Annotated in this window: 23 protein-coding genes and 1 pseudogene; 8 read left to right on the forward strand and 16 right to left on the reverse strand. The window is 64.5% G+C overall.

Going from position 1 to position 21,582, the window contains the following annotated elements; translation table 11 throughout:
* Positions 1-136: 136 nt before the first annotated feature.
* From G6N47_RS03670 to G6N47_RS03705, 8 genes and pseudogenes are all read right to left on the reverse strand, one after another.
* Complete coding sequence (locus G6N47_RS03670) at positions 137-2,113, reverse strand: DUF2075 domain-containing protein (protein ID WP_332108275.1); 1,977 nt, start codon at positions 2,111-2,113, stop codon at positions 137-139.
* Positions 2,114-2,525: 412 nt separating this feature from the next.
* Positions 2,526-3,152, reverse strand: coding sequence for a response regulator (locus G6N47_RS03675; RefSeq protein WP_163659542.1), 627 nt, complete (start codon positions 3,150-3,152; stop codon positions 2,526-2,528).
* Positions 3,153-3,367: 215 nt separating this feature from the next.
* Entirely contained in the window at positions 3,368-4,438 is a 1,071-nt protein-coding gene (gene hxsC / locus G6N47_RS03680; RefSeq protein WP_232080114.1) for a His-Xaa-Ser system radical SAM maturase HxsC, read from the reverse strand.
* Between the two features lie 86 nt (positions 4,439-4,524).
* Positions 4,525-5,979, reverse strand: coding sequence for a His-Xaa-Ser system radical SAM maturase HxsB (gene hxsB / locus G6N47_RS03685; protein ID WP_083130238.1), 1,455 nt, complete (start codon positions 5,977-5,979; stop codon positions 4,525-4,527).
* Between the two features lie 3 nt (positions 5,980-5,982).
* Positions 5,983-6,273: a hypothetical protein gene (locus G6N47_RS03690; RefSeq protein WP_163659544.1), complete on the reverse strand. Its 291-nt coding sequence runs from the start codon at positions 6,271-6,273 to the stop codon at positions 5,983-5,985.
* A 90-nt stretch (positions 6,274-6,363) separates the two neighbouring features.
* Positions 6,364-6,978, reverse strand: coding sequence for a His-Xaa-Ser repeat protein HxsA2 (gene hxsA2 / locus G6N47_RS03695; protein ID WP_083130240.1), 615 nt, complete (start codon positions 6,976-6,978; stop codon positions 6,364-6,366).
* A gap of 512 nt (positions 6,979-7,490) precedes the next feature.
* A pseudogene (locus G6N47_RS03700) lies at positions 7,491-9,769 on the reverse strand (GH92 family glycosyl hydrolase); the annotation flags it as partial.
* 232 nt (positions 9,770-10,001) lie between these two features.
* The gene (locus G6N47_RS03705) at positions 10,002-10,388 is read right to left on the reverse strand and encodes a hypothetical protein (protein ID WP_139799330.1); all 387 of its coding nucleotides are present in this window, start codon (positions 10,386-10,388) and stop codon (positions 10,002-10,004) included.
* A gap of 276 nt (positions 10,389-10,664) precedes the next feature.
* Between G6N47_RS03705 and G6N47_RS03710 the strand changes: the two genes are divergently transcribed.
* Together G6N47_RS03710 and G6N47_RS03715 are read left to right on the forward strand one after the other, a co-directional pair.
* A complete protein-coding gene (locus tag G6N47_RS03710; protein ID WP_139799331.1) occupies positions 10,665-11,330 on the forward strand; it encodes a helix-turn-helix domain-containing protein in 666 nt (221 codons plus the stop codon).
* Complete coding sequence (locus G6N47_RS03715; RefSeq protein ID WP_139799332.1) at positions 11,323-11,826, forward strand: hypothetical protein; 504 nt, start codon at positions 11,323-11,325, stop codon at positions 11,824-11,826. The genes G6N47_RS03710 and G6N47_RS03715 overlap by 8 nt, the downstream gene beginning before the upstream one ends.
* Positions 11,827-11,852: 26 nt before the next feature.
* Here the strand turns inward: G6N47_RS03715 and G6N47_RS03720 are convergent, their stop codons facing one another.
* The 4 genes from G6N47_RS03720 to G6N47_RS03735 are packed head-to-tail and all read right to left on the reverse strand — an operon-like array spanning position 11,853 to position 13,237.
* Positions 11,853-12,161, reverse strand: coding sequence for a type II toxin-antitoxin system PemK/MazF family toxin (locus G6N47_RS03720; RefSeq protein ID WP_083130242.1), 309 nt, complete (start codon positions 12,159-12,161; stop codon positions 11,853-11,855).
* Entirely contained in the window at positions 12,148-12,393 is a 246-nt protein-coding gene (locus tag G6N47_RS03725; protein ID WP_083130519.1) for a ribbon-helix-helix domain-containing protein, read from the reverse strand. The genes G6N47_RS03720 and G6N47_RS03725 overlap by 14 nt, the downstream gene beginning before the upstream one ends.
* Before the next feature lie 60 nt (positions 12,394-12,453).
* Positions 12,454-12,867, reverse strand: coding sequence for a type VII toxin-antitoxin system HepT family RNase toxin (gene hepT / locus G6N47_RS03730; protein ID WP_083130243.1), 414 nt, complete (start codon positions 12,865-12,867; stop codon positions 12,454-12,456).
* Positions 12,857-13,237, reverse strand: a complete 381-nt coding sequence (locus G6N47_RS03735; protein WP_083130244.1) for a nucleotidyltransferase domain-containing protein — start codon at positions 13,235-13,237, stop codon at positions 12,857-12,859. The genes hepT and G6N47_RS03735 overlap by 11 nt, the downstream gene beginning before the upstream one ends.
* A gap of 83 nt (positions 13,238-13,320) precedes the next feature.
* Between G6N47_RS03735 and tpx the strand changes: the two genes are divergently transcribed.
* Entirely contained in the window at positions 13,321-13,815 is a 495-nt protein-coding gene (tpx, locus tag G6N47_RS03740) for a thiol peroxidase (protein WP_083130520.1), read from the forward strand.
* A 3-nt stretch (positions 13,816-13,818) separates the two neighbouring features.
* On the opposite strand, the gene G6N47_RS03745 is transcribed toward tpx, so the two are convergent.
* Positions 13,819-14,385, reverse strand: coding sequence for a hypothetical protein (locus G6N47_RS03745; RefSeq protein ID WP_232080115.1), 567 nt, complete (start codon positions 14,383-14,385; stop codon positions 13,819-13,821).
* Positions 14,386-14,730: 345 nt separating this feature from the next.
* On the opposite strand from G6N47_RS03745, the gene G6N47_RS03750 reads away from it, so the two are divergent.
* Positions 14,731-17,097 carry a lysylphosphatidylglycerol synthase transmembrane domain-containing protein gene (locus G6N47_RS03750; RefSeq protein WP_083130245.1) on the forward strand — a complete coding sequence of 789 codons (2,367 nt, stop codon included), beginning with the start codon at positions 14,731-14,733 and terminating at the stop codon, positions 17,095-17,097.
* 4 nt (positions 17,098-17,101) lie between these two features.
* Here the strand turns inward: G6N47_RS03750 and G6N47_RS03755 are convergent, their stop codons facing one another.
* The gene (locus G6N47_RS03755) at positions 17,102-18,040 is read right to left on the reverse strand and encodes a class I SAM-dependent methyltransferase (RefSeq protein ID WP_083130246.1); all 939 of its coding nucleotides are present in this window, start codon (positions 18,038-18,040) and stop codon (positions 17,102-17,104) included.
* A gap of 68 nt (positions 18,041-18,108) precedes the next feature.
* Between G6N47_RS03755 and G6N47_RS03760 the strand changes: the two genes are divergently transcribed.
* Genes G6N47_RS03760 through G6N47_RS03775 form a run of 4 tightly spaced genes read left to right on the forward strand, consistent with a single transcriptional unit; the run spans position 18,109 to position 20,256 of the window.
* Entirely contained in the window at positions 18,109-18,624 is a 516-nt protein-coding gene (locus G6N47_RS03760) for a hypothetical protein (RefSeq protein ID WP_083130247.1), read from the forward strand.
* A complete protein-coding gene (locus G6N47_RS03765; protein WP_139799333.1) occupies positions 18,617-19,243 on the forward strand; it encodes an RES domain-containing protein in 627 nt (208 codons plus the stop codon). Before G6N47_RS03760 ends, G6N47_RS03765 begins: the two co-directional genes overlap by 8 nt.
* Positions 19,244-19,275: 32 nt before the next feature.
* The gene (locus tag G6N47_RS03770; RefSeq protein ID WP_083130248.1) at positions 19,276-19,761 is read left to right on the forward strand and encodes a hypothetical protein; all 486 of its coding nucleotides are present in this window, start codon (positions 19,276-19,278) and stop codon (positions 19,759-19,761) included.
* A gap of 15 nt (positions 19,762-19,776) precedes the next feature.
* The gene (locus G6N47_RS03775; RefSeq protein ID WP_083130249.1) at positions 19,777-20,256 is read left to right on the forward strand and encodes a hypothetical protein; all 480 of its coding nucleotides are present in this window, start codon (positions 19,777-19,779) and stop codon (positions 20,254-20,256) included.
* Here G6N47_RS03775 and G6N47_RS03780 read toward each other — a convergent pair.
* The gene (locus G6N47_RS03780) at positions 20,253-20,999 is read right to left on the reverse strand and encodes a Mut7-C RNAse domain-containing protein (protein WP_083130522.1); all 747 of its coding nucleotides are present in this window, start codon (positions 20,997-20,999) and stop codon (positions 20,253-20,255) included. The genes G6N47_RS03775 and G6N47_RS03780 overlap by 4 nt on opposite strands.
* A 115-nt stretch (positions 21,000-21,114) precedes the next feature.
* Positions 21,115-21,480, reverse strand: coding sequence for a hypothetical protein (locus G6N47_RS03785; RefSeq protein WP_083130523.1), 366 nt, complete (start codon positions 21,478-21,480; stop codon positions 21,115-21,117).
* Between the last annotated feature and the right edge of the window lie 102 nt (positions 21,481-21,582).

The following is a 21,582-nucleotide window of genomic DNA, read 5'->3' on the forward strand; positions in this document are numbered from 1 at the left end:
AACTCAAGGTAATCCTTGTCCCCGCTCGCGGTGCGCTGCCCCGGCCACGGACTATCGCGGATAGATTCTTATCCCGCCTCTTGCGCCGGCCGCACGAGGCCAGTTCCCCAGCAGCCGAGGGGACGGTCGTTCGGTGTCAGTCACCAGCGCTATGGTGTTGCGCATCTCGACTGAAATTGGGATCGCTGGTGTCTGTGGAGGCCGCAACCCCTGCGATAGGCCAGGAATGCTCCACGCGTTGAGTAGCGCCGACAAGCGCGCCCAGCGCCTCCCGCGTCTCGCGGTCGGTGGAGTAGATGACTGTACCTATCATCCCGCGCGTCAGAAGGACTTTGTAAACGTGACGCACGAGGATATCGAACCTGTTGTCGGGCACTGTCTTCGAGTTGCGGAAGTCGGGGTCTTTGTTCGCACTGCGGACTGTCACGAACCGCCCGTCGCGCCACACGAGATCGGGCCCGAGAATCACACCGCTCCAGTCGAATTCGAAGCCCTGGGCGGTGTAGATGCAGCCCACCTGTCCGAATCCGCCGTCGTCAGTCGCCCATAGTGCGCTGGGGGGCGCCTCTCCGATCCGCCGGTCGCTCTTGCTGTTCCACGGTCGGGACCACGTCCCGATCTGAACGTCTGGCACGAGCGTCCCGTCTTTCCGTGCGTCGCTCCATGGCCAGCAATACCCGGCGGTGATACGTGCCGAATATCCCTGTTGCGATTGGCTTAGCAGATAGTGCTCCATCTCCTCAGGAGTCTCAGCGAGTCGGACGTGGAACTGGGGATCACCGGACCACGCCACCGGTGGATGATCGCCGTCGAGTCCAAGCAGCCGGACGACCCAGTGCACGTATTCCTCACTCCCACCGCAGCGGAACTGTTCACCGAGCTCAATATGGTGAAAGTCGAGTCCGAGGTGCTGTGCGTGGTGCTCGATCTGCTTAAGGGTTCCCATCTCACCGGGGCGCACCACTTGGTGTTCGTCGAGCAGAAAGACCGGGACCCGTGCAGCGGCGATGAGTTCGTCGATCTGCGGGCGATCAGTGCGCAACTCCGCGCGGGTGTACCGGTCGACCGACGTTTGCCGGATGCGATGAGCCTCATCCATGACCAAGACATCCAAGCCGTTGGGATCAGCCGTGACGAATTGATTGAAATACTTGAACAGCCTTCTGACCTTCGGAGCCCTGACGGCGGCGACCTTCCTGAGCGTCTGGGTGAAGGAGCGCGACCCCGTCGCATGGATGACGGTGCGGCCCCTTCGTGCCAGCTCGCCGACCAGAGACAGCGCTATTACGCTCTTGCCGCTGCCGGGGCCACCGGTTACAGCGATCACCCGCTTGCTATTTCCGGCACGCGCATGCTCGACGGCGTGCATGACCAAATCGACTGCCAGCTGCTGGTTTCCGATCAAGCGGAACTGCGGCCGCTCGCGGATCTCCGCGGCAGCGAGCTTCAGCAGCTGTTTGGACGGAGCCACCGGAGAGTTCATCAACAGATCGGCTGCCTGCCGCCCGGGCCCCGGAGCAAGGCGGGACCGAAGGAAGTCGAGCATGGCCCCCTTTTCACCGGCGGTAAAAAGGCGGCCCGACGTGGAGATCGGCACGGCCAGCAAATCTTTGACCAGAGCGGGATTTGAGGCGTTGTGCAGGTAGGCCATCCCGGCCACCGAATCGGGATGATCTGCCACCACGCGTGCGAAGTCCAGGAGATACTCGCAATAGCCGCGCACCTGAATCACCGGATGCAGCCGCGGTCCCCCAGGGATCCCGGGTACTTCAACGATCTCCGGGTCGCCTTCAAAGGTGTAGGCCGCTGACCACTGCTTCAACTCGACAACGACGTATGAGACCCCACCTGTCCGGGGGTGAGTGCCAGCGAGGACGACATCGGCGCGTTGAGATGTCAATGGAAGGTGATACTCGACCAGCATCTCGACCTCGCCGAGACCAGCATCGGCAAGGTCGGCAGCCAAGACCGGAAGACTCCGCTTCCACGAGGTCTGCTCGGCTGGTGCAGCCCGACGGCCAGTCCGATACAGCATCTGCTCCAGCAACTGCTCGACCAATGACTCAGGCGGCATTTCACAAACACGAGCCGCAGTCGTCCGAATGAGTGTCACGTCGAGGTCCCCAGAGCAGCACGAATACAGTCGTGCGGGTGGGGACATATCCGTGCCGGCTACAGAAGGCCGGGGAAGTCCGTCGGGCCGCAGAGGTCATGCTAGGGCAGTGTGGCTTTGAAACGCCGCAATATGCCGTCCGAACGGGCCGCACTAGCGTCAACTCTCACTCGGGTCGTGGATCGCCCGCCGAACGCTGCCCGTGGCCCACCCATCTATGGGAACCGCTGAGTCCGTTGGCTCACATAGCCACAATGGGTGCGAATCGGAATCGACCGGCAACAAGATAGGGTTGCGCTACTCGAGAGGTCCGGAGATTCCCTGCAATACAACCAATTTCATCCGGATGCCCGACGCTGGGAAATTGGCGTCTCTCGTTGGTCGGTCGCTCCACCAGCACCACGCGCCTTAACTACGGCCTCATTCTCAAGGCCCTACCGATTAGTGCGTCCGGTGAATCTTCTACCGCGGTAGCACCCGCTCTGACGAGGCCGGCTCGGTGTTTGCTCGCATGAGCTGTGTAGACAACCACAGGTAAGTGCGGTTTCTCGGCATGGAGTTCCGCAACTAACACCGCGCCGTTGTCTGGGTCAGACCCGCGGCCAATATCTGTAATAACCAGATCGAACGCTGCTTCTGCCAGGCAGTAACGCGCAGCTTCATTCGATGTAACGTTAGTTATCGCGAACCCTAAGTTCAGCAATGCCTTACTCTCGTAAATGTTGTTTTCAGGATGGTCATCGACCCACAGAACCCTCGTGAGGCGTACTGTCTGTAGGTCGGCGATCTGTGAACGAATCTGGTCAGATACACGACGCGACTGGTCGTGTTTCTGAACCGCCTTCTCGGCAGCCTCTATCGCCGTCTTCTTGTCGTCCGCTGACACATCAACCACAATACCCGCAAATCGCAGCTTAAACTTTGTTCCGCGCGCGGCGATATCCAACAGTGGACGGCGAAAGATCGACGCGAGGACAACGGCTGCAATAGGCCAAGCTAGCGATCCGAACAAAGCTGCCACGAACTGAAGAACGCTCACCGCTGTGATCGTGCCACCCACGATGCCTAGCTCACACGACGACACGCCGCTCGAGGTGGCGGGGCAAAATGAGGCGAACCCAACCAAATGCCCGAGCGCCGCACACCTGCAACCCACGGCATCTCACATTATGGGCGACAGTGAGCATATGTCGAACTTGGTCCGCGTCCCGAGGTGTGCGACAACGAAGTTTTTCGACGGAAGCGTCAATCGAATTAAATAGCCGCAATTCCGCGACTGAACTTTGGTCGCCCTGTCGAGAAAAAGCCTGCGCAGTGCTGGCGGGCCGAACAACTCTTGCACTCCTCGACATAGGCGTTCTTCCAATCCGAGATCGACCGCACCGCAAACGGCCGAACGCTGGGGTCGAGTACGCAGAGGGGCAGGTTATAGACCGAGACGTTCATACTAGCCGAAGACAGGATGTCAACGGCGGCGGCCAACTGCTCTCGATAATCCAGCGGATCAATCCAAAGCACATCATCGTTCGCGATCGCAAAGCCGGTGTTTTCTAGGCCCATTAGCGCCACGTGATCCACGAAGGGGAGATTTCGCGCGATCCACGAGCAAGTTTCCCGCAATCGCGGGGCGGTGATGGCGTGGAGCACAACACGGATCTCAACCGGCTGACCATGATCCTTTAGACGCAGCACACCCAGGACCGTCTGATCGAATGCGCCCTTCGCTTGCACGACGTAGTCGTGGATGTAGTCAATGGCCGCATAGATCGGTATGCCCGCCGAAAGCTTCGGATGGTGAACCGCTGCCCAAGCGCTCGCCGTGTCAGGAGAGGCAAAGGCGCGGCCGTTCGTCAACACGTGCACCGCTGTCTCGGGGAGCAGATCGCGAGCCAACTCCAGTAGATCGATAAACCTGCGCCATTCCGTGAGTGGTTCGCCGCCGGTAAACGTGAGGGAGGGGGTGGCTGGATCGACTAGCGGAAGAGTGTCCGCGATTTCATCCATTAACCAGCCATCGTTCACTGACTTCGGGGGCTGCGAGCACATCAAGCAGTAGTTGTTGCAGCGCTCCGTCACAAGGAAGAAATTGTGTCTGGAAGACCGGCGGTAGAGCACCCGCACCCGGCCGGTTTCAGGCTGGATACGCACTACGTCGCCTTCCGTGAGTTCGGCGAATTCATCGGGCAAGCGGACGTATCTCAAGGCAGTGTGGGCCGGACGGTCATTGCGACTGATGGCGAGTTTGTAGCCACGCGCGTGCGCCAGCTTCCAATCGTCATGGCCTGCAATCAAAGCGGCGTCGCGATCGCCCGCCGGAAGATTCACTGGGGATCGAAGTCGCCAAGATTGCCGCTCTGCCCTCAGGCCGGCGAGGTCGGCCGCTGGTGCACGCGCGGAAAGGACAAGCGGTCTCACTGGGCCCATCTCCGGAGGACCGCAGCGTCTTCAGGTGAATGTTCCAGCAGCTCGAACAGGTGCGTGATGACCGCCTTCTGGCGCCTGCAGAACTCCGATAATGGCTTCATTCCCAACGTATCTTGCTGGGTCGCATGATGATAAACGGGATCAGCACCGCAATGAGGCTCAAAGACGCAGCTTGAGCACTGCGGCGCAGTTTGAGTTAACGAATCCGCGATGGCCGAAACCAACGTGTCGGATAACACGAGATCTCGATAGGAGTGCTCGTGTACGTTGCCAAGCTCGAAGGTGCGGTCCCCCATCTCCGCAAGCATTCGAGCCTCGTCGGAGGCGAATACAATGCCGTCGTAGTTGTAGACAAGGGCTCCTAGGCCGATCCCGGCTGGGCTTCTGAGATCGACGTACCCGATCGGCTCGTCGCTCAGCATCCGCCGAAGTATTAGGGCCGAATAAAACTCGGGAAAGTGCCGGCCAGACTTATTAATGTCGAGGATATAGCGGAGGCCGCGTTTCCAGAAGCGTACCCAATCGTCGGCACGATATTTGTGGAACTGCTTGGTCTTGATCGCGAAGCCGTACGGGGAGAGTGGCCGAAGGAAGATGCCGTCGAGACCCTGACGGAGGTATTCGTCAACGATCTCCTCGACGCGATCCAGGCTTGCCGCGGTGGTCGTCATCAACGCACCGACCCTGTCCGGCCCGAGGCGCTTTTGGGCGCGCTCGATACCCGCCACTGCGAGTTCGTAGCTGTTTTTGCCCGGCCGTGGTCGGTTCCGATTGTGGAGGTCGCGAGGCCCGTCCAACGACGTGGACAAAAGGACCTCGTGCTCAGCGCAGAAGTCCAGCACCTCATCATCGAGGAGTGCCAAATTAGTCGCGATCACGAACTGAAGGCGCTTCTCGCGGTGGATCGCCCGATCCTTCGCAGTCAGGACAATCCACCGGATGAGTTCGAAGTTGAGGAGGGGCTCGCCCCCTTGGAACTCAATCTTGATAAGCGGCGCCGGTGCAGAAAGCGCAATATCCAGTGCTTTTGAGGCCGTAGCCTGGTCCATGTCATAGCGGGCGCGGTTCATGCTTTGCCGGGAGACTTGACAGTATGGGCAGGAGTGCTCGCACCGCAGCGTGACGACGAACAGGTGAAGGGGCGTGGCCGCTCGGAGAAAGCTAAGGCGACTTCGCAGACGGAGCGCTAGGAGTTGCTGCTGACCGCGGTGTTCACCCGAGCCGATGAAAAGCTTCTCAAACGCGCGCTCGTACAAGCCGTCACCAGGCGCAAGATCAAGGGCACAAAGGCGGTTCAGTTCCGCTTCTGTCATCTCGGTCATGTCGCCAACCAGGTTGCCGACGAGGAATCGATCCGTATCGAGCCGTTCGAAGCGGATAGGTAGCAGTTGCAGCGAGGACCCTACGGGCATAAAGGAGTCCAGTCGGGCGAAGCCGGCCACGGGTCAACCGTCCCGCGCCAGAGACCCAAATGCCAGAGCGACAATGACGTCGCGGAGCCGCTCGGTCTCTCGACTCACTTTCTCGCGAAGGTTCTCGTCTGTAACGAGGTTCAAGAAGTGAGCTCGCAGCTCATCATCCTTGATCTGCGGCTGAGATGGTGAGAGCCGGCAAACGTAACGCCCGTTCGCTTCGTCAATTTGGCAGGCGGCCTGGCCCATCAACCGGTACGCGGCCTCCTGCAACGCGCCGAGCGACTGCACCGACGCGCTGAAGTCAACGACGATTTCAGACATTGAAAGGTCGCTCATCTGGACCATTTGGTGGTAGCGCACAACGCGGCACCGGTAATATCTCCCAGCGCTCTTGACGCCGACGATGCAACTTCATTCTTCGGTCGCGTGGTAGCCGTCGCAGTAGTGTCCACCGACAAGTACGGAGGCCAACGCTTGCTTGGCAATGTTCACCGCCTTGTCCTCTGGTACGCCGTAGACCCGTTCTAGTTCGCTTGCGATTTCATTCACGCCAAGGCCATTGCTCGCCCGCGTGCAAGCAAGGTAGGTGATATCGGAGGTATAAATCGGCGGTGTCGTCGCCGGCGCGGTCGGTGGCACGGCTGGCGGAGCCGCGACCGGCGGCCCTACGATCGGCGGACCCACGATCGGCGGCGCGTAAATCGGATTCGGTGCGTCCGGCAAGCCATATCCCGGGCTGGAGGACGCATGCGATACATGCGACGAATGCGACGCATGCGATGCATGCGATCCATGCTGCGGGAACATCACGCCGCCGCTGCTCTTGTGTACGGTGAAGCTCATTAGCTCCGTGCCGCGCGGCAGGTTAGGCCCGGCCTCTGCTTCAATCTCCTCGTTCGTCCCGGACGCCGTGGCGCTGTGATCCCCCTCGGAGTATGTCGCGTTAGCGATCGGCGGAGCGGCCGCCGGAGCCACGAGAGCAGCAAGCGCCGAAGCGAGGTTCAGGATTTTGGCAGTCTCACGCATTTCGACCCTCAGATTTCGATCCAGAGTCAGCCGCGATGTTAGCAACTAGTGACGCGGCCATCGGCACTTTTCGTCGCACAAATAAAACCAGCTGAACGACTCGCAAAAACCACAGACTGGGCGCCAACCCAGCGCGTCATGCCGCTCCGCTGCAACTCTCGACGTTCTAGAATTCTGTCCTCGTCCGGTAGGTCTCTCCTGCCGGCATCAGTCACCGTCGGCAAGGCCTCAGAGTTGGCCGCAAGGGCGTCAGACAACACGTGGCCCGAACTGCCATACGTCGGGACGTTCAGAAGTTCGAACATGGCCGGGCCAATATCCGGATCGCTTCATACCAACGTTGGATCAGCGCCTGCACCCGCGTCTTCATCGCCGCCTTGCCTTTGCTCTTGAAATGGACTTCGAAGTTACTCTAGGACAAATGTCCGGAAAGTTGGATAAGAATCCGAGAGAGTAGACAACCGGATGCGCGCGTACGGCCCTAGAAGAGGCCAACGTCACTCCAAGCCGCTCGCACCAAATGACGGCGGCGCCGAAGAGCCCGCGGTTCCCCACACCGTGTCGGGGATCGCCGAGAGCGAGAAGGTGACATCGCCACCGGTGCGGATGATCGACTCCGGCAGGCACGTCTGATCGGTCGGCTTGCCGTCGACACTCAGGCCGCTGATGTACTTCATCCCGCTCGATGCCCCGGGCGCGGCTATCCGGATGAATTGGCCTGCAGGAAGCCTAATCTCGGCTCGATCGAACAGTGGTTTGTTCACCGTGAGGATCGATGCCCCCGGCGTCGCTGGATACAGCGCGAGCGCAGCCCAGACATACCAGCTTGACATCGCCCCGAGGTCGTCGTTGCCCGGTTCGCCGTTGGGCCTCGGACCGAACAGTTGGCGCCGCACCCGGTCGACCGTCTCCTGGGTCTTCCAAGGCTGACCGATGTAGTTGTACAGCCATGGCACCCCGAAGTTCGGCTCGTTCCCGACCCAGAGGTAGGGCTCGTCGGGCCCCGCGTTGAGCTCCGTCGTGAACCGGTCGAGTCGCTCAGCTACCGCCTCCCGGCCGCCCAATGCGGTCACCAGCCCGCCGATGTTCTGCGGCACCATCCACAGGTACTGCTCGGAGTTGCCCTCGTCGAATCCGTCCTCTCCCAAGTCCGACGTCGGGCCAGTGAACCCAGGGTTGTCAAGGAAAGCACCGTCGGCCCCTCGCGGTGTGATGCGGCCCGTCGCCGGGTTGAACAGGTGCTGCCAGAACTGCGCCCGCCGCAAGAATTCCGCGCCAATCACCTTCTCGCCCAAGGCATCGGCGAAGCGGGAGATCGCGAAGTCGTCGACCGACCACTCCAGCGTGATCGAGGCGCCGTCGATCCCGTGATCGCCGCGGAACTCCTCGACCTGCGGCGCATACCCATGCTTCAAGAAGGTGCCGATTCCCGGCCGCTCCACACCGCCGTCCGTCGCGCCCTTCACCATGTAGTACAGCGCCCTTTTGACGTCGAAGTCCTTGGCGCCGAACGCATACAGGCTCGCGATCAGCGGCACCACGTTGTCCCCGGTCATCTCCCCCGTCGCCGAATTGGCCAGCGCCCACCGCGGCAGCGACCCGCTCTGCTCCGCGTCGTTCACCAGCGACTGAGCCATATCGCTGGCCCGATCCGGAAACAGCAGTGCCTGCAGCGCCGCCAGGCAGCGATACGTATCCCAGTCGGAGAAGTTCGTGTACTGCGTGTGCCCCGCGGCCACGGTGTGCACCACGCCGTCGAATCCGATGTAGCGGCCGTCCGCGTCGTTGAACATGTTCGGGTGCAACAGCGATCGATACAGCGAGGTATAGAAGGTCTCGATGTCGCCGGCATTGCTGCCCGCCACCGCCACCCGCGACAGCGCCGCGTTCCATTCCGCCGATGCGGCGGCGCGGACGTCGTCGAAGCTCCCGCTGCTCTCGGCGGCCAGGTTGGCCCGCGCCCCGTCGACGCTCACATACGACAGCGCGGTCCGCACCTCGAGCATCGAGCCGGCCGGAAACTCGACGTATCCCCCGCTGCTCCACGAATCCGCCTGGCGCGCACCGGGAAACACCGACTCACCGTCCCAGGTGCCGAAGGACGTGAACGGCCGGCTGAAGCTCATCGCGAAGTACACCGTGTAGATGTTGTCCTTGCCGCAGAATGCCCCGGTGGTCGCCGATCCGGTGATGGTGGTGTTGTCCTCGCCGATCTGGATGCTCGCCGCGTAATTGCCCGCAAGCGACCCGCCAGGACGCACATGGAACAGCGCAGGCCGGCCGTCGTCGGGGAAGCTGAACCGGCCGACGCCGGTGCGGGTGGTGGCGGTCAGTTCCGCTCTCACACCGGTGTCGGGGAACCGCACCGTGTAGTAGCCGGGCACGCCGACTTCGGTGTCGTCGTGGGCGATCGTCTCCCAGGCGGTCCAGGGCTGCGCGCCGATCGGCGTCGTCGTCGGCAGCATCGGGATGTCGCCGAACGCGGCGCAGCCCACCGAGGCGTGGGTCATGGAAAAGCCGGTGGAGCGGTCGTTGTCGTGGTCGTAGCCGGCGTAGGTGTCGGTGGTGTCCGGCGAGTACTGCACCATCCCGAACGGCACCGAGGCGCCCGGGAAGTTGTTGATCTCCCCCGCTTCCTCGCCACCTGTCCCGGTGCCGTTGAGCGTGTCGACGTGCTCGACCGGTTGGCGACGAAGGCAGCCTCTTCGGCACGCGCTATCGGCGCCGGCCACACCGTCATGCAAGCAACCGCCGCCGCGACCCACGTGGCGAGCTGCCGTCGCGACCGCATAGCTGTCTCTTACTGCATAGGCGCCACATCGGGCAGCGTTTCGGGATGCATCAGTTCCCGGACGTGGACGTCGCGCACTGACCCGCGATAGTCCAACACGGCGATCACTGTCTTTGGGGGTGTCGATACCGCCACGACCAGGTTGCGACGCGACGGGCGCTGGTCGGGTGCCGGATTTGTCGCGTTAGTGGCCGTGGCTGCGGCGACTGATCCGTCGGACCACGTCTGACCGTCAGTATCTTCCAGTCGATCGAAGCCAGTACGCGAGGTAGGGCGCCACGAAAAATGCAGCGACAGTAAGCGGTAGGCCCAACCACACCCACGCGGCACGCCATCGCATCACGGCCACAACAATCACGGGCACCGCCGCTGCGACCACCGCCGAGGCAAACGCGAGCACCGGCAAAATCATCGCAAAATGTTGACCCTGCGGTGTGCAGATGTCGCGGGTGTCGCCTTGATGACAATCGTCGCTTGCAAAGGCAGCCGCGTAAAGCCACATAAACGTCACCACTGCAGCGAACACCAGGAGGAGACAAACCGCCGCAGCGTACAGCACAAAATGGGTTGTCCGCCGCCCCGCGGCGCCGGACGGTTGCGGCGATTCCGCCGGTTTCACAGTGACCAGTCTCGCATCAGCGCCGTGACCATTGTCTGCACTCACTGGGCGAGCTGCCGTCGCGACCGCATACCTGTCTCTTACTGCACGCAGCCACGTCCCGCGGGAGTTTCGAGAGGGATCCCGGTATTGCTATTCATCGCGGAACCGGACGGCGAAAGCGGTCAGCCGCCGACCACCTTCACGTGCGGAAATCGCTTCGTCAGCTGTTGCGTGCGGCAAGCTGGACAGCCTTCAGAGATTGACAGATAATTTCGCAAAAGCGAATATATCTGTATGGACCTCGTGGCCGTCAAAGATGCCGCGGAGCAACTCGGCGTGACTACACGGCAGGTTCAATACCTTGTGGCGCGCGGGGAATTGCGCCCGGTCGCGCGTGGCCTGATCGACCGGGCTTCCCTCGATCGGCATATTGCAACTCGACAAGCTTCTCGGCGTCGCGCTTGGTCGGAAAACACCGCGTGGGCTGCCGTCGCGATGCTCTCAGACCTACCGACGCCATGGCTGGGCCCGGCGCAACGCTCGAGGCTAAGGACCGCCCTCCGGCAGTTGACAGGAGCCGAACTGGTCAGCCGTACTCGCGGCCGCGCGAAAGTGCAACGATACCAAGGTCATTCGCGTACGGCTGAACGGCTCCGACAGGAAGTGGTCGATACCTCCGGTGCGGTCGCTCTGCTCGGGTTGGTGGAGGCCCCGAACTACGTGGACGGTTACATCGCTGCCCACAACCTCGACAAGATCGTTGCCCGCCACGCTCTCATCGAGGATGCCGGCGGTACCTACATCCTGCGGGCGACCACCATGGATTTGGCCACTGTCCGTGCCCTTGCCGACGAGGCGCCGGTGCTCGCAGCCCTCGATCTCGCGGAATCTCTTGACATCCGGGAGCGGCGGATCGGGCTGAATTTTCTCGACGACACATTGAAGCGTCTCAATGGCTGAACGGACCACGATCGACGTCGTCGCGATACCAGGCGGCTGGCCAAAGCCGTGGCCGAATGTCGCCGAAATCGCCGATCACTTGCCGGGCGACCGGTGGACCCTCGTCCGCGCAATGGTGAAGATCGAAGGCGGAACCCAGGCCCTGCGCCGCACTATCAACGCCCGCCTGCAGATCGCCACGGGCCAGACAACCACCATCAGCGTTCCCGACGCCTTCGGTGCGCTGATCCTCAAAATCGCCGCTTACCAAACCGATTCCCGCGACAGAGACCGACACCTCTATGACGCCGCCGTCCTGCTGTGCTGCATCGAAGACCCGTACGCTCAACGAGAACGGTTTGCGGGATCCGACAGAAAACGACTGACGTTGCTCGCGAAATCTCTTTTACCGGAACATCCTGCGTGGCATCCCAAGCGACATCCGTCGCGACGGGCAAGCCGCGCTTCGGCTGCTCGCCGCGCCCTGATCCTTTCTTTCGCGCCCCAGCCACGCTGAGCTGTCCGCACCGAATGACGCGATCGTTAGCAGCCAGTGCTTGCGCGCAATGTGCGGCACACTTGGTGGAGCCGTGCCGCAGACAACCGGGTGATCCTGCGGCGAAATGCGCTACGCGGCAACGTATGAAGGTTGTCGAAGTTGACGACGCAGTCGCTTGGCACGCCATCTTCAGCAGCCGTCAGTTCCAGTTCCGACACCAGTCCTCTGCGGGTTCGGGTCAGTGAGGCGACGACGACCGCGCCGATCCGGTCGGCGACGGGATCCCTGGTGAGGACGAGCACCGGGCGATCACCGCCGGGCGTGGCGGCGAACCAGAGTTCACCGCGCCGCATCGGCCCAGTCAGCCCAGTCCTCCGCGGGGCCCCACTCGGCGACCTCAGCGAGCGCCATTTCCTCGCCCGTGACGGGCTGCTCGGCGTATGCGCGCACGTCCTCGTCGGCCGCGAGCTGAGCCAAGTGGCGTCGCAGCGCGTCGCGAATGAGCTCGGACCGCTCGACGTGCAGCCGCCGCGCCCATTGGTCTATTTCGGCGGCGTCCGCGTCGTCCACGCGAAAGCTGATCATCGTCATACGTCGATTCTAGCCTGTATGACAGCGGGCACCGAGGCTTAGCTGGGGCCGGGGTTATTCAGTGACGAATGCGGCGATTTGCTTGACGAAGCCCTCGAGGTCGCCGACATCGCTAAGCCGTGCGATTACGATCTCGTCCGACACCTCCACATATTCGTGAACGAGGACATTCCGAAAGCCAACGGCTTTGCGCAGTGCGTCAGCCAGGTCAGCCGCGAGGACCCCATGACTGCCGAGCAGACGCATCGCGTCGCCGTTGTCGGCCGGCGGGCCCCAGCCCTCCGCCGCGCAAATGTGCTGCGCAATGTCGATACACGCCTCAATCGCTGTTACGAACGTGTATTTGATGCCGCGCAGCCAAATCGGGTCCGTGCGCCGAGCGTCGTCGGCCGCGGATTCTCGATGCAGTATTGCCAAGTCGTCGGTGACGCCACGCAGGAGCCGCAGGACTCGAGTCTCATCGACCACGACGCACCGCTTCGGCGAACTCGCGGTGGGCCCGCGTGATTCGCGGCAGTTCGTCGAGGTAGATCTTGCGGGTCGTCGCTTCCCAAGCCACTCGCCTCGCGCGATCGGTCTCGAAAAGAAGTTTTCCCCGCAGCGCGATGCGGCCCGCAAGTTCGAGGGGAGCGTTGTCCAGGACCAGGAGGTCGACGCCGGCGGGCAATAGAATCTCGAACGCCTCCGGTTGCTGCCCGCCGAAGTACGCGGCAATGTCGATGTCGGAGGTTGGCCGCGCCGCGTTGTCGGCGCGGCTGCCATGCAGGTAGGCGAACACGGCGCCATGACGCCGCAGCACCTCGCCGGCCTCGGCGGTTCGTTCCGCGACATCGGTCACATGGGCAATTGTCTCATCACTGCCCGGCCGTGCGGCCCACCCGCATCCAGCACGACCGCCGCGCCTTGGCAGACTATGACCCCATGGCACAGATCACGTTGCGCGGAAATCCCATCAACACCGTCGGCGAGCTGCCGGCCGTCGGCTCCCCGGCGCCCGACTTCACGTTGACCGGCACCGACCTCGGCGCGGTCAGCAGCGACCAGTTCCGCGGTAAGCCGTTGTTGCTCAACATCTTTCCGTCCATCGACACCCCGGTGTGCGCGGCCAGCGTGCGGACCTTCAACGAGCGCGCCGCCGGCAGCGGTCTCACTGTGCTGTGCGTGTCCAAGGACCTGCCGTTTGCCCAACAGCGGTTCTGCGGCGCCGAGGGCATCGAGAACGTCACCACCGCATCGGCGTTCCGCAGCAGCTTCGGCGACGACTACGGCGTCAGCCTGGCCGACGGTCCGATGGCCGGGCTGCTGGCCCGGGCTGTCGTGGTGATCGGCGCGGACGGCAAGGTCGCGCACACCGAGCTGGTGCCCGAGATCGCCCAGGAGCCCAACTACGACGCAGCGCTGAGCTCGTCGGCCTAACAGTCACCCGGGTTCGGGCGCCGGCGCTTCGCCGAATCGGCCCAGCACCAGCGCTCCGGCGACGGCGACGGCGAATCCCACGGCGACCATCCAGCCGAGTCCTTCCCGGCTACGATCGCCGAGCCACGCCACCCCGACCAGCGCGGGCCCGACGGTCTCCCCGATCACCATTCCGGCCACGGCCGTCGTGACCGATCCGCGGCTCAGCGCCGACGTCAGCAGGAGAAAACCGGCCAGCCCGCCGGCGATCACCGCGTACAGCGACGGGTTGGCGTAAAACGCGGCCTTGGTCGGATCGATCGGATCGACCAGGCGCACCCCGACCTCGACGACCCCGAAGCCGACACCGGCCGCCAAGCCCAGGACCAGCGCGCGCGAGCGGTCGTCCAATCGGCCGGCGGCGGCGCCAGCGACGAACACCGCCGCGACCACGCCCAACAACGCCCAGGGCAGCCCCGCGGGCCCATGCCCGGAACCCTCCGGCCCGGCCGCCATGCCCAGCATCGCGAGGCCCACACAGACCACGCCCACGGCCGCCCATTCCACCGGTGCCAGCTGCGCCGACAGCATCCGCACCGCCCACGAGGGCGGTCACCGCGAGGGAGGCAGCCAACGCCGCGGCGACGACGTAGATCGGCACCAAGCGCAGCGCCGCCACCTGGAACAAAAACCCAACGCCGTCAAGGCCAAAGCCCGCGATGTAGCGCCACTGCCGGATCGCACGCAACAGCAACGCGGCATCGACTCCCGACCCGCTGCCCGGTTCGACCGCTCGCGTCGCCACCGCCTGCAATACCGTCGCGGTGCCGTAGCAGAGCGAACAGCCCAGAGCCAGCAGCAATCCGGTCAGCACACGCCGACGATACGGGATGACGCGCACGCGCCACTGACAGCGAATCAGTTAAGTTGTCGGCCATGCGAGTCGACGGGCGCGACGTCACCGTCTCCGGCAGCCTGCTGCAACCGCTGACCCGTCGCACCAACGACATCTTGCGGCTCATCCTCGCGGCACTGTTCCTCGCGACCGTGGTCACCAGCTCGCTGATCACCCGCACCCAGTGGGTCGCGCTGGAGAAATCCGTCTCGCAGATCGTCGGGGTGCTCTCCCCCGCGCAATCCAACCTGGTCTATCTGATCTACGGCATCGCGATCCTGGCGCTGCCGTTCGTGATCCTGATCGGGCTGATCGTCGCCCGGCAATGGAAACTGCTCGGCGCCTACGCGGCCGCCGGCATCCTCGCCGTGCTCTGCCTGTCGATCAGCGGCAAGGGCATCGCCGCGCCGCGCTGGCACTTCGACCTCTCCGACCGGCTGTCCACGCTGCTGTCCCAGTTCCTCGACGACCCGCGCTGGATCGGGATGCTCGCCGCGGTGCTCACCGTGTCGGGTCCCTGGCTGCCCGCGCGTTGGCGGCGCTGGTGGTGGACGCTGCTGCTGGCGTTCGTGCCGATCCACCTCGTGGTCAGCGCGATCGTGCCGGCCCGCGCTTTGCTGGGGCTGGCGGTCGGGTGGTTCGTCGGCGCGCTGGTGGTCCTGGTGGTGGGGACGCCGGCGCTGGAGGTGCCGCTGGACGGCGCGGTCCGGGCGCTGGCCCGGCGCGGATTCGTCGTGTCCGCGTTGACGGTGATCCGGCCGGCCGGGCCTGGGCCGCTGGTCCTTTCGGCACAGTCGGACGATCCCGCGGTGATCGAGTTGTACGGCCCGCACCAACGCAGCGGCGGCGCGCTGCGCCAGCTGTGGCGCAAGCTGCGGCTGCGCGGCACCGAGACCGCGCCCCTGCACGCCTCGATGCACCGCGCCGTCGAGCATCGCGCGTTGATGGCGATCGCGATCGGCGACGCCGGCGTGGCCAACACCTCGACAGTTGCCGTCGCGTCGCTTGAGCGCGGCTGGACTCTGTACGCGCACAGGCCCGTTCGCGGTCGGTCAATCACCGAATGCGCGACGACGACGCCGGTCGCCTCTGTCTGGCAGTCGTTGCGGCGCTTGCACGATCAGCAGATCTCGCACGGCGACTTACGCAGCAAGGAAATCACGGTCGACGACGGCGCCGTGCTGTTCGGCGGTTACGGCAGCGCCGAATACGGCGCCACCGACGCCCAACTCCAATCCGACATCGCTCAGCTGCTGGTGACGACGTCGTCGCTCTACGACCCGCAGTCCGCGGTGGCTGCCGCGATCGACACGTTCGGCAAGGAAACCGTGCTGACCGCGTCGCGCCGTCTTACCAAAACGGCTGTGCCGAAACGGGTCCGGGACTCCGTAAGCGACGCAAAGGCTGTCATCTCCAATAGCCGCGCGGAGGTGATGCGCCAAACCGGCGCCGATCAGATCCAGGCCGAGACGATCACCCGGTTCACCCGCAGCCAGCTCATCCAGTTGGTGCTGCTCGTCGCGCTGGTCTATGTCGCCTACCCGTTCATCAGCACGGTGCCGACGTTCTTTTCCGAATTGCGCACGGCGAACTGGTGGTGGGCGCTGCTGGGGTTGGCGGTCTCGGCGCTGACGTATGTGGGCGCGGCCGCCGCGTTGTGGGCCTGCACCGACGGGTCGGTGAGCTTCGTCAAGCTGTCAATCATGCAGGTGGCCAACACCTTTGCCGCCACCACCACTCCGGCGGGGGTCGGCGGGCTGGCCCTGAGTACCCGGTTTCTCCAGAAGAGCGGCCTCAGCGCGATACGTGCGACGACGGCGGTGGCGCTGCAGCAGTCGGTGCAGGTGATCGTGCACGTCGTGTTGCTGATCATCTTCAGTACCGCCGCCGGTGCGGGCACCGACCTGTCGCACTTCGTCCCGAGAGCCACCGTGTTGTATCTGATCGCGGGTGTGGCGCTGGGCATCGTCGGCACATTCTTGTTCGTGCCGACGCTGCGGCGCTGGCTGGCGACGGCGGTGCGCCCGAAGCTTGCCGAAGTCTCCCGCGACCTCGTCGAGTTGGCCCGCGAACCGTGGCGACTGGGGCTGATCGTACTGGGTTGTGCCGGAACGACTCTCGGTGCGGCGTTGGCGCTGTGGGCCAGCGTCGGGGCGTTCGGCGGTGACACGACGTTCGTCACCGTCACCGTGGTGACGATGGTCGGCGGCACCCTGGCCTCGGCGGCCCCCACGCCCGGCGGCGTCGGCGCCGTCGAAGCCGCGCTGATCGGTGGGCTGGCCGCGTTCGGTGTCCCCGCGGCTGTCGGCGTGCCGTCGGTGCTGCTGTACCGGGTATTGACGTGCTGGCTACCGGTTTTCATCGGCTGGCCGGTGATGCGTTGGCTCACCAACAACGAGATGATCTAACGCCCTACACCCGCTGCGCGGACACAAACACACTGCGCGGAGACGAGTCCTCGACGTCGGCGGGCGGGCGGCGGTAACTGGCCATCAATTCCTCGGCCGGGATCACCGATGCCTCCCAGCCGTGGCCGCGCAGCCAGTCGCCGACGTCGGCGCGGTCCTCGAGGTACCACAGGTCCTGCACGTCGGGGATGTCGGGCTGCTCGCCGAGTCCGGCCGCGAGATCGCGGATGCGCTGCATCTGCGCACGCTGGCGGGCATGAACCTCGGGGTCGTTGAAATCGGGGCCATGCGCCTCCACGGCGATGCGGCTGCCGGGTGCACTCAGCGCGGTCACCCGCTCGAAGAGCAGGTCCTGAGCGGCCGCCGGCAAGAACGGCAGCAGCCCCTCGGCCGACCAGACGCTGGGCGCCGACGGGTCAAAACCCGCGTCCTGCAAGGCCTTCGGCCAATCCTGGCGCAGGTCGACGGCGACATTGACCAGCCGCGCCGTCGGCTCGACGCCGTGTTCTCGAAGCGTCGACGCCTTGAACTCCAGCACCTTGGGCTGGTCGAGTTCGTACACCGTCGTGCCGTCCGGCCACGCCAGACGCCACGTCCGCGAATCGAGCCCGGCCGCTAAGATCACCGCCTGGCGCGCCCCGGCCTTGGTGGCCGCGAGGAAGAACTCGTCGAAAAACGCTGTGCGGGAAGCCATATAGTTGCGCATCGACTGAATCCGCAGCGGCAGGTCCGGCTCGGCCTCGACGATCTCGGGCGGCAGCTCGGGCCCTGCGAACCAATTCCACATGCCCTCGCCGGCCGCGTCGAGGAAGACCCGGGCGTACGGGTCCTGAATCAGCGGGTCCTCGCTCTCGGTCTCAGCGGCGCGGGCGGCCGCCACGCCCAGCGCCGTCGCGCCCACGCTCTCGGTGATGTCCCAGGTGTCGTTGTCGGTTCGTGCCATGGCCTCGACCGTACGCGAGCTTCCTGTGTGCGTGTTTCAATTGTTTCAATCGGTGGTAGTATTGGGGCATGCCCACCGCCGTTGCCCCGCTTGTTCGCCAGGTCGCCGAGCGCGCCCGGAAGGATTCCGGCTTCGCCGAGGTGCTCGACGCCATCCTGGAGGCGCCGACCGCCCCCCAGGGGACGCTGGAGCGCGTCGCCGCGCGGAGCCTGAACGACGAGCGTCGCGGCGCTTTGGTGCGCGAGTTCGTCGAGGGCTCGCTGCCGACGCCCGCCGTGCAAGCCCGGCTGGGGGTGAAATCGCCGCAGGCGGTGCATCGACTGCGCAGCCGCGGCAGACTCATCGGGTCCGCTGTCGGCAACCAAACCTGGTTTCCGGCTTGGCAATTCGACGACGACCGGTTGCGGACGGATCTGCCGCAGATCCTGGAGTTGCTCGCGCGGTTCACGTCGGACCCCCTGGCCGCCGACCGGATCATGCGGCTGAAGCACGACGAGCTGGGCGGCTCGTCGATCGCCGAGGCGCTGCGCCGCCCGAAGACCGCCGAGACCGCGTGGCGGATGCTCGCCGCCGTCGGTGCCTGACCTTCCCGACGGTTACCGGGCGCCGTTGCCGGAGGCCCGGCCGGTCGGTCTGCGCCGTCGCCGCGTCGAGGCCGACACCGAACTGTGGCGCGTGGAAGCGGCCCCGCCCGCGGAGTGGACGTGGAACGGCTTCCCCACCCCGCGGTTTCGCTTCGACCCCAAATCCGGTGCGTTCCGAACCCGTTATGCCGCAAGCACACTCGTCGGCGCCTTCCGGGAGCGCTACCGGCCCACCGGGCTGGTGATCCCTTCCGACCACGCCGGGCACTATCTGGTGCGGCTGGTCGCTGCCCGGCACCTGCGGGTGCTCGACCTGCGCACCGAGGCGAACCTCGACGTCCTGCACGTCGACGACCAGATCAACACCGGCCAGCATCCCGACGTGTGGGACACCTGTCACCGGCTGGCCGACGCCGTGCGGCAGTGGTGGACCGGGCCCGACGCCCTTGACGCCATCGTGTACCGGCCGCGCACCACCCCGGAGACGTCGATCAACTACGCATTCTTTGGCCTCGACGCCTTTACCGCCTCGTCATGGACATTGGCCGAGCGCACTGACGTTCTCACCGAACTTGTGCTGCGCCATGGGTTTACCGTCGGCTGGGATATCGGCGGCTAGCGCTGCGGCGCCGCACGCTTTACCGTGTTGCCATGGCAGAACAGTCACTCGCGATCACCGAGTCACACCCCCCGCAGGCAGCACTCCGGATACTCAACCCCATCATGCGGTTGCTGCTGCGCACGCCGCTCCCGGGTCCGCTGCGTAAGCAACTGATGGTGGTCAGCTTCGCGGGACGAAAGACCGGGCGCAATTACTCAATCCCGTTGAGCGCGCACTGGATCGACAATGATCTGTATGCGCTGACCGGCGCGCCCTGGAAGCGGAACTTCCGTGGTGGCACGACCGCCCAGGTGCTGCACGACGGCAAGACGACGACCATGCGTGGGGAACTGATCGAAGGCAGCGCAGCCGTCGCGGGTCTCTACCATCGCAGCGCGGAGTCCTACGGTGCTAAGGAGGCCCAGCGCGCGATGGGATTGAAGTTCCGCGATCAGCGGGTACCGACCCTCGAGGATTTCGCCCAGGCGGTCGACCAGCTCCATTTGGCCGCTATCCGCTTGACGGCGACAACGTAAAGCCACGGTATTGGCATGGCCGAACAGTCACCCGCGATCACGGTTTCTCACCACCCGGCGGCAGTGCTCCGTGTCATCAACCCGGTCGTCCGGTTCTTGCTGCGTCTTCCGATCGGCAGAGCCCGCAAGCAGCTGATGTTGTTGAGCTTCACCGGACGAAAAACGGGACGGCAGTACTCAATTCCGTTGACAGCGCACCGCCTCGGCGACGAGCTGTACGCACTGACTGACTCGCGCTGGAAGTGGAACTTCCGCGGCGGTGCTCCTGCGCAGGTTCTCCACGACGGCAAGACCAGCAAGATGCGTGGCGAGCTCGTCGAAGACCCGGTGGTCATCGCAGATCTCTACCGCCGCTGTGCGCAGTCCTCTCCGGGCAAAGACCCGCAGCGCACAATGGGATTGAAGTTCCGCGATGGCGAGATCCCGTCGGTCGAGGCCTTCACCGAAGCGGTGGATCGGCTCAATCTGGCCGCTATCCGATTGACTCCGACTTAAAGCTGCTCGCGAAGCCGCTCGACCAGCCGGAGCAATCCGGTGTGGTGCGAGCCGGGCCAGTAGATCCGTCCGCATTCGGTGCAGCGCCGAAAGTCGTTGTAGTAGCGGCGAGTCAGCGGCTCCAAGTGCTCGATCACCTCCTCCTTGGAAACCGTGGCCAGGGTGCCGTTGCATCGCAGGCATCGGGTCAGCGGGGCCACGCGTTGCGCCAAATCCAGTCGCCGGATCACTTCCAGCGTCTGCTCCTCGGCGTGCTCCGAGTACACGAACAGACCATGGGTGATCGCGCGTCGCTTCAGCAGACCGCGGTCACGGGTCAGCAGGATCCGCTGCTGGCTCAGGCTGATGTCGGCCAGGGTCTGGTCGTCGGCGTCGTTCGACCACCACACGTCGAAGGCAAGGACGCGCAGCAGGCGCGCCAGCCTGCCGAGGTTGACGTCGATGACGAAGCGCGGATCACGCAGCGGCACCGGCCGCAGCCGGGCCGTCGACCCGACGTCGAGCGCCTCGAACATCGGGTAGGCGGCGATGCGGTCGCCCACCGCCGGGCGGTGCGCGAACCCGACCGGATCCCCGTTGACGAGGATCAGGTCGACCTCGGTGTGCGGGACGCCCATCGCCTCGAGGATGTCCTTGACCGTCTGGTGCGAGCGAAACGGGCGGCGCACGGTCACCCCGCGCGACTCGGGCCCCAGGAACTCGTTGAGCTCGGCGTATGCCCGGACGTCCACGTAGCCGGCCATGCCCCCATGCTCTCCCCGCGGCATCGGCGGACACAAGAATAGGTGGACGTCGATGTGCCCGCCTCGCAGCGACAACCGCCGGTGCGACACTCATCGACGCGCGCGAATTGTTCACCTACGCCACTGGTGACTCGCCAGGCACACCAGTGGTCCCGAAAAGGGCGGTTTCGGCCTGCCCGGCTACCAGCGACAACTTGGCTTTGTCGCGCAACGCCAGCACCCGCTTGTGGATCCGGTATTCGGTGCCACGCGGCATTGCGCCCGGGCCATAACGACCCCGACCGAGCCGGCGCACGCGGCCGTATCCCATCTCCCAGCGCAAGGCATCCGAGATCGCCTTCGACGCGCGCCCGCGCACGGCAAAGCCGTGCCACCTGAGACTGTCCGCCAACTCGGTGATGGTTGCCGGCCCGTGCAGAGCCAGCTGCCAGGTCAGTACATAGCGGAGTTCGGTGCCCCGCAGCTGCAGTGGTTCATTCATCATCCGACCCTCGCACGTGGCACCGACAGGTCGCCTCGTTGTCGCTGATAGCCGGGCCCCCCGAAATGGCCGAATCTGCGGAAACAGGTGTGGCTCACTAGC

This window comes from Mycobacterium branderi (assembly GCF_010728725.1).
GTDB classification, from domain to species: Bacteria; Actinomycetota; Actinomycetes; order Mycobacteriales; family Mycobacteriaceae; genus Mycobacterium; species Mycobacterium branderi.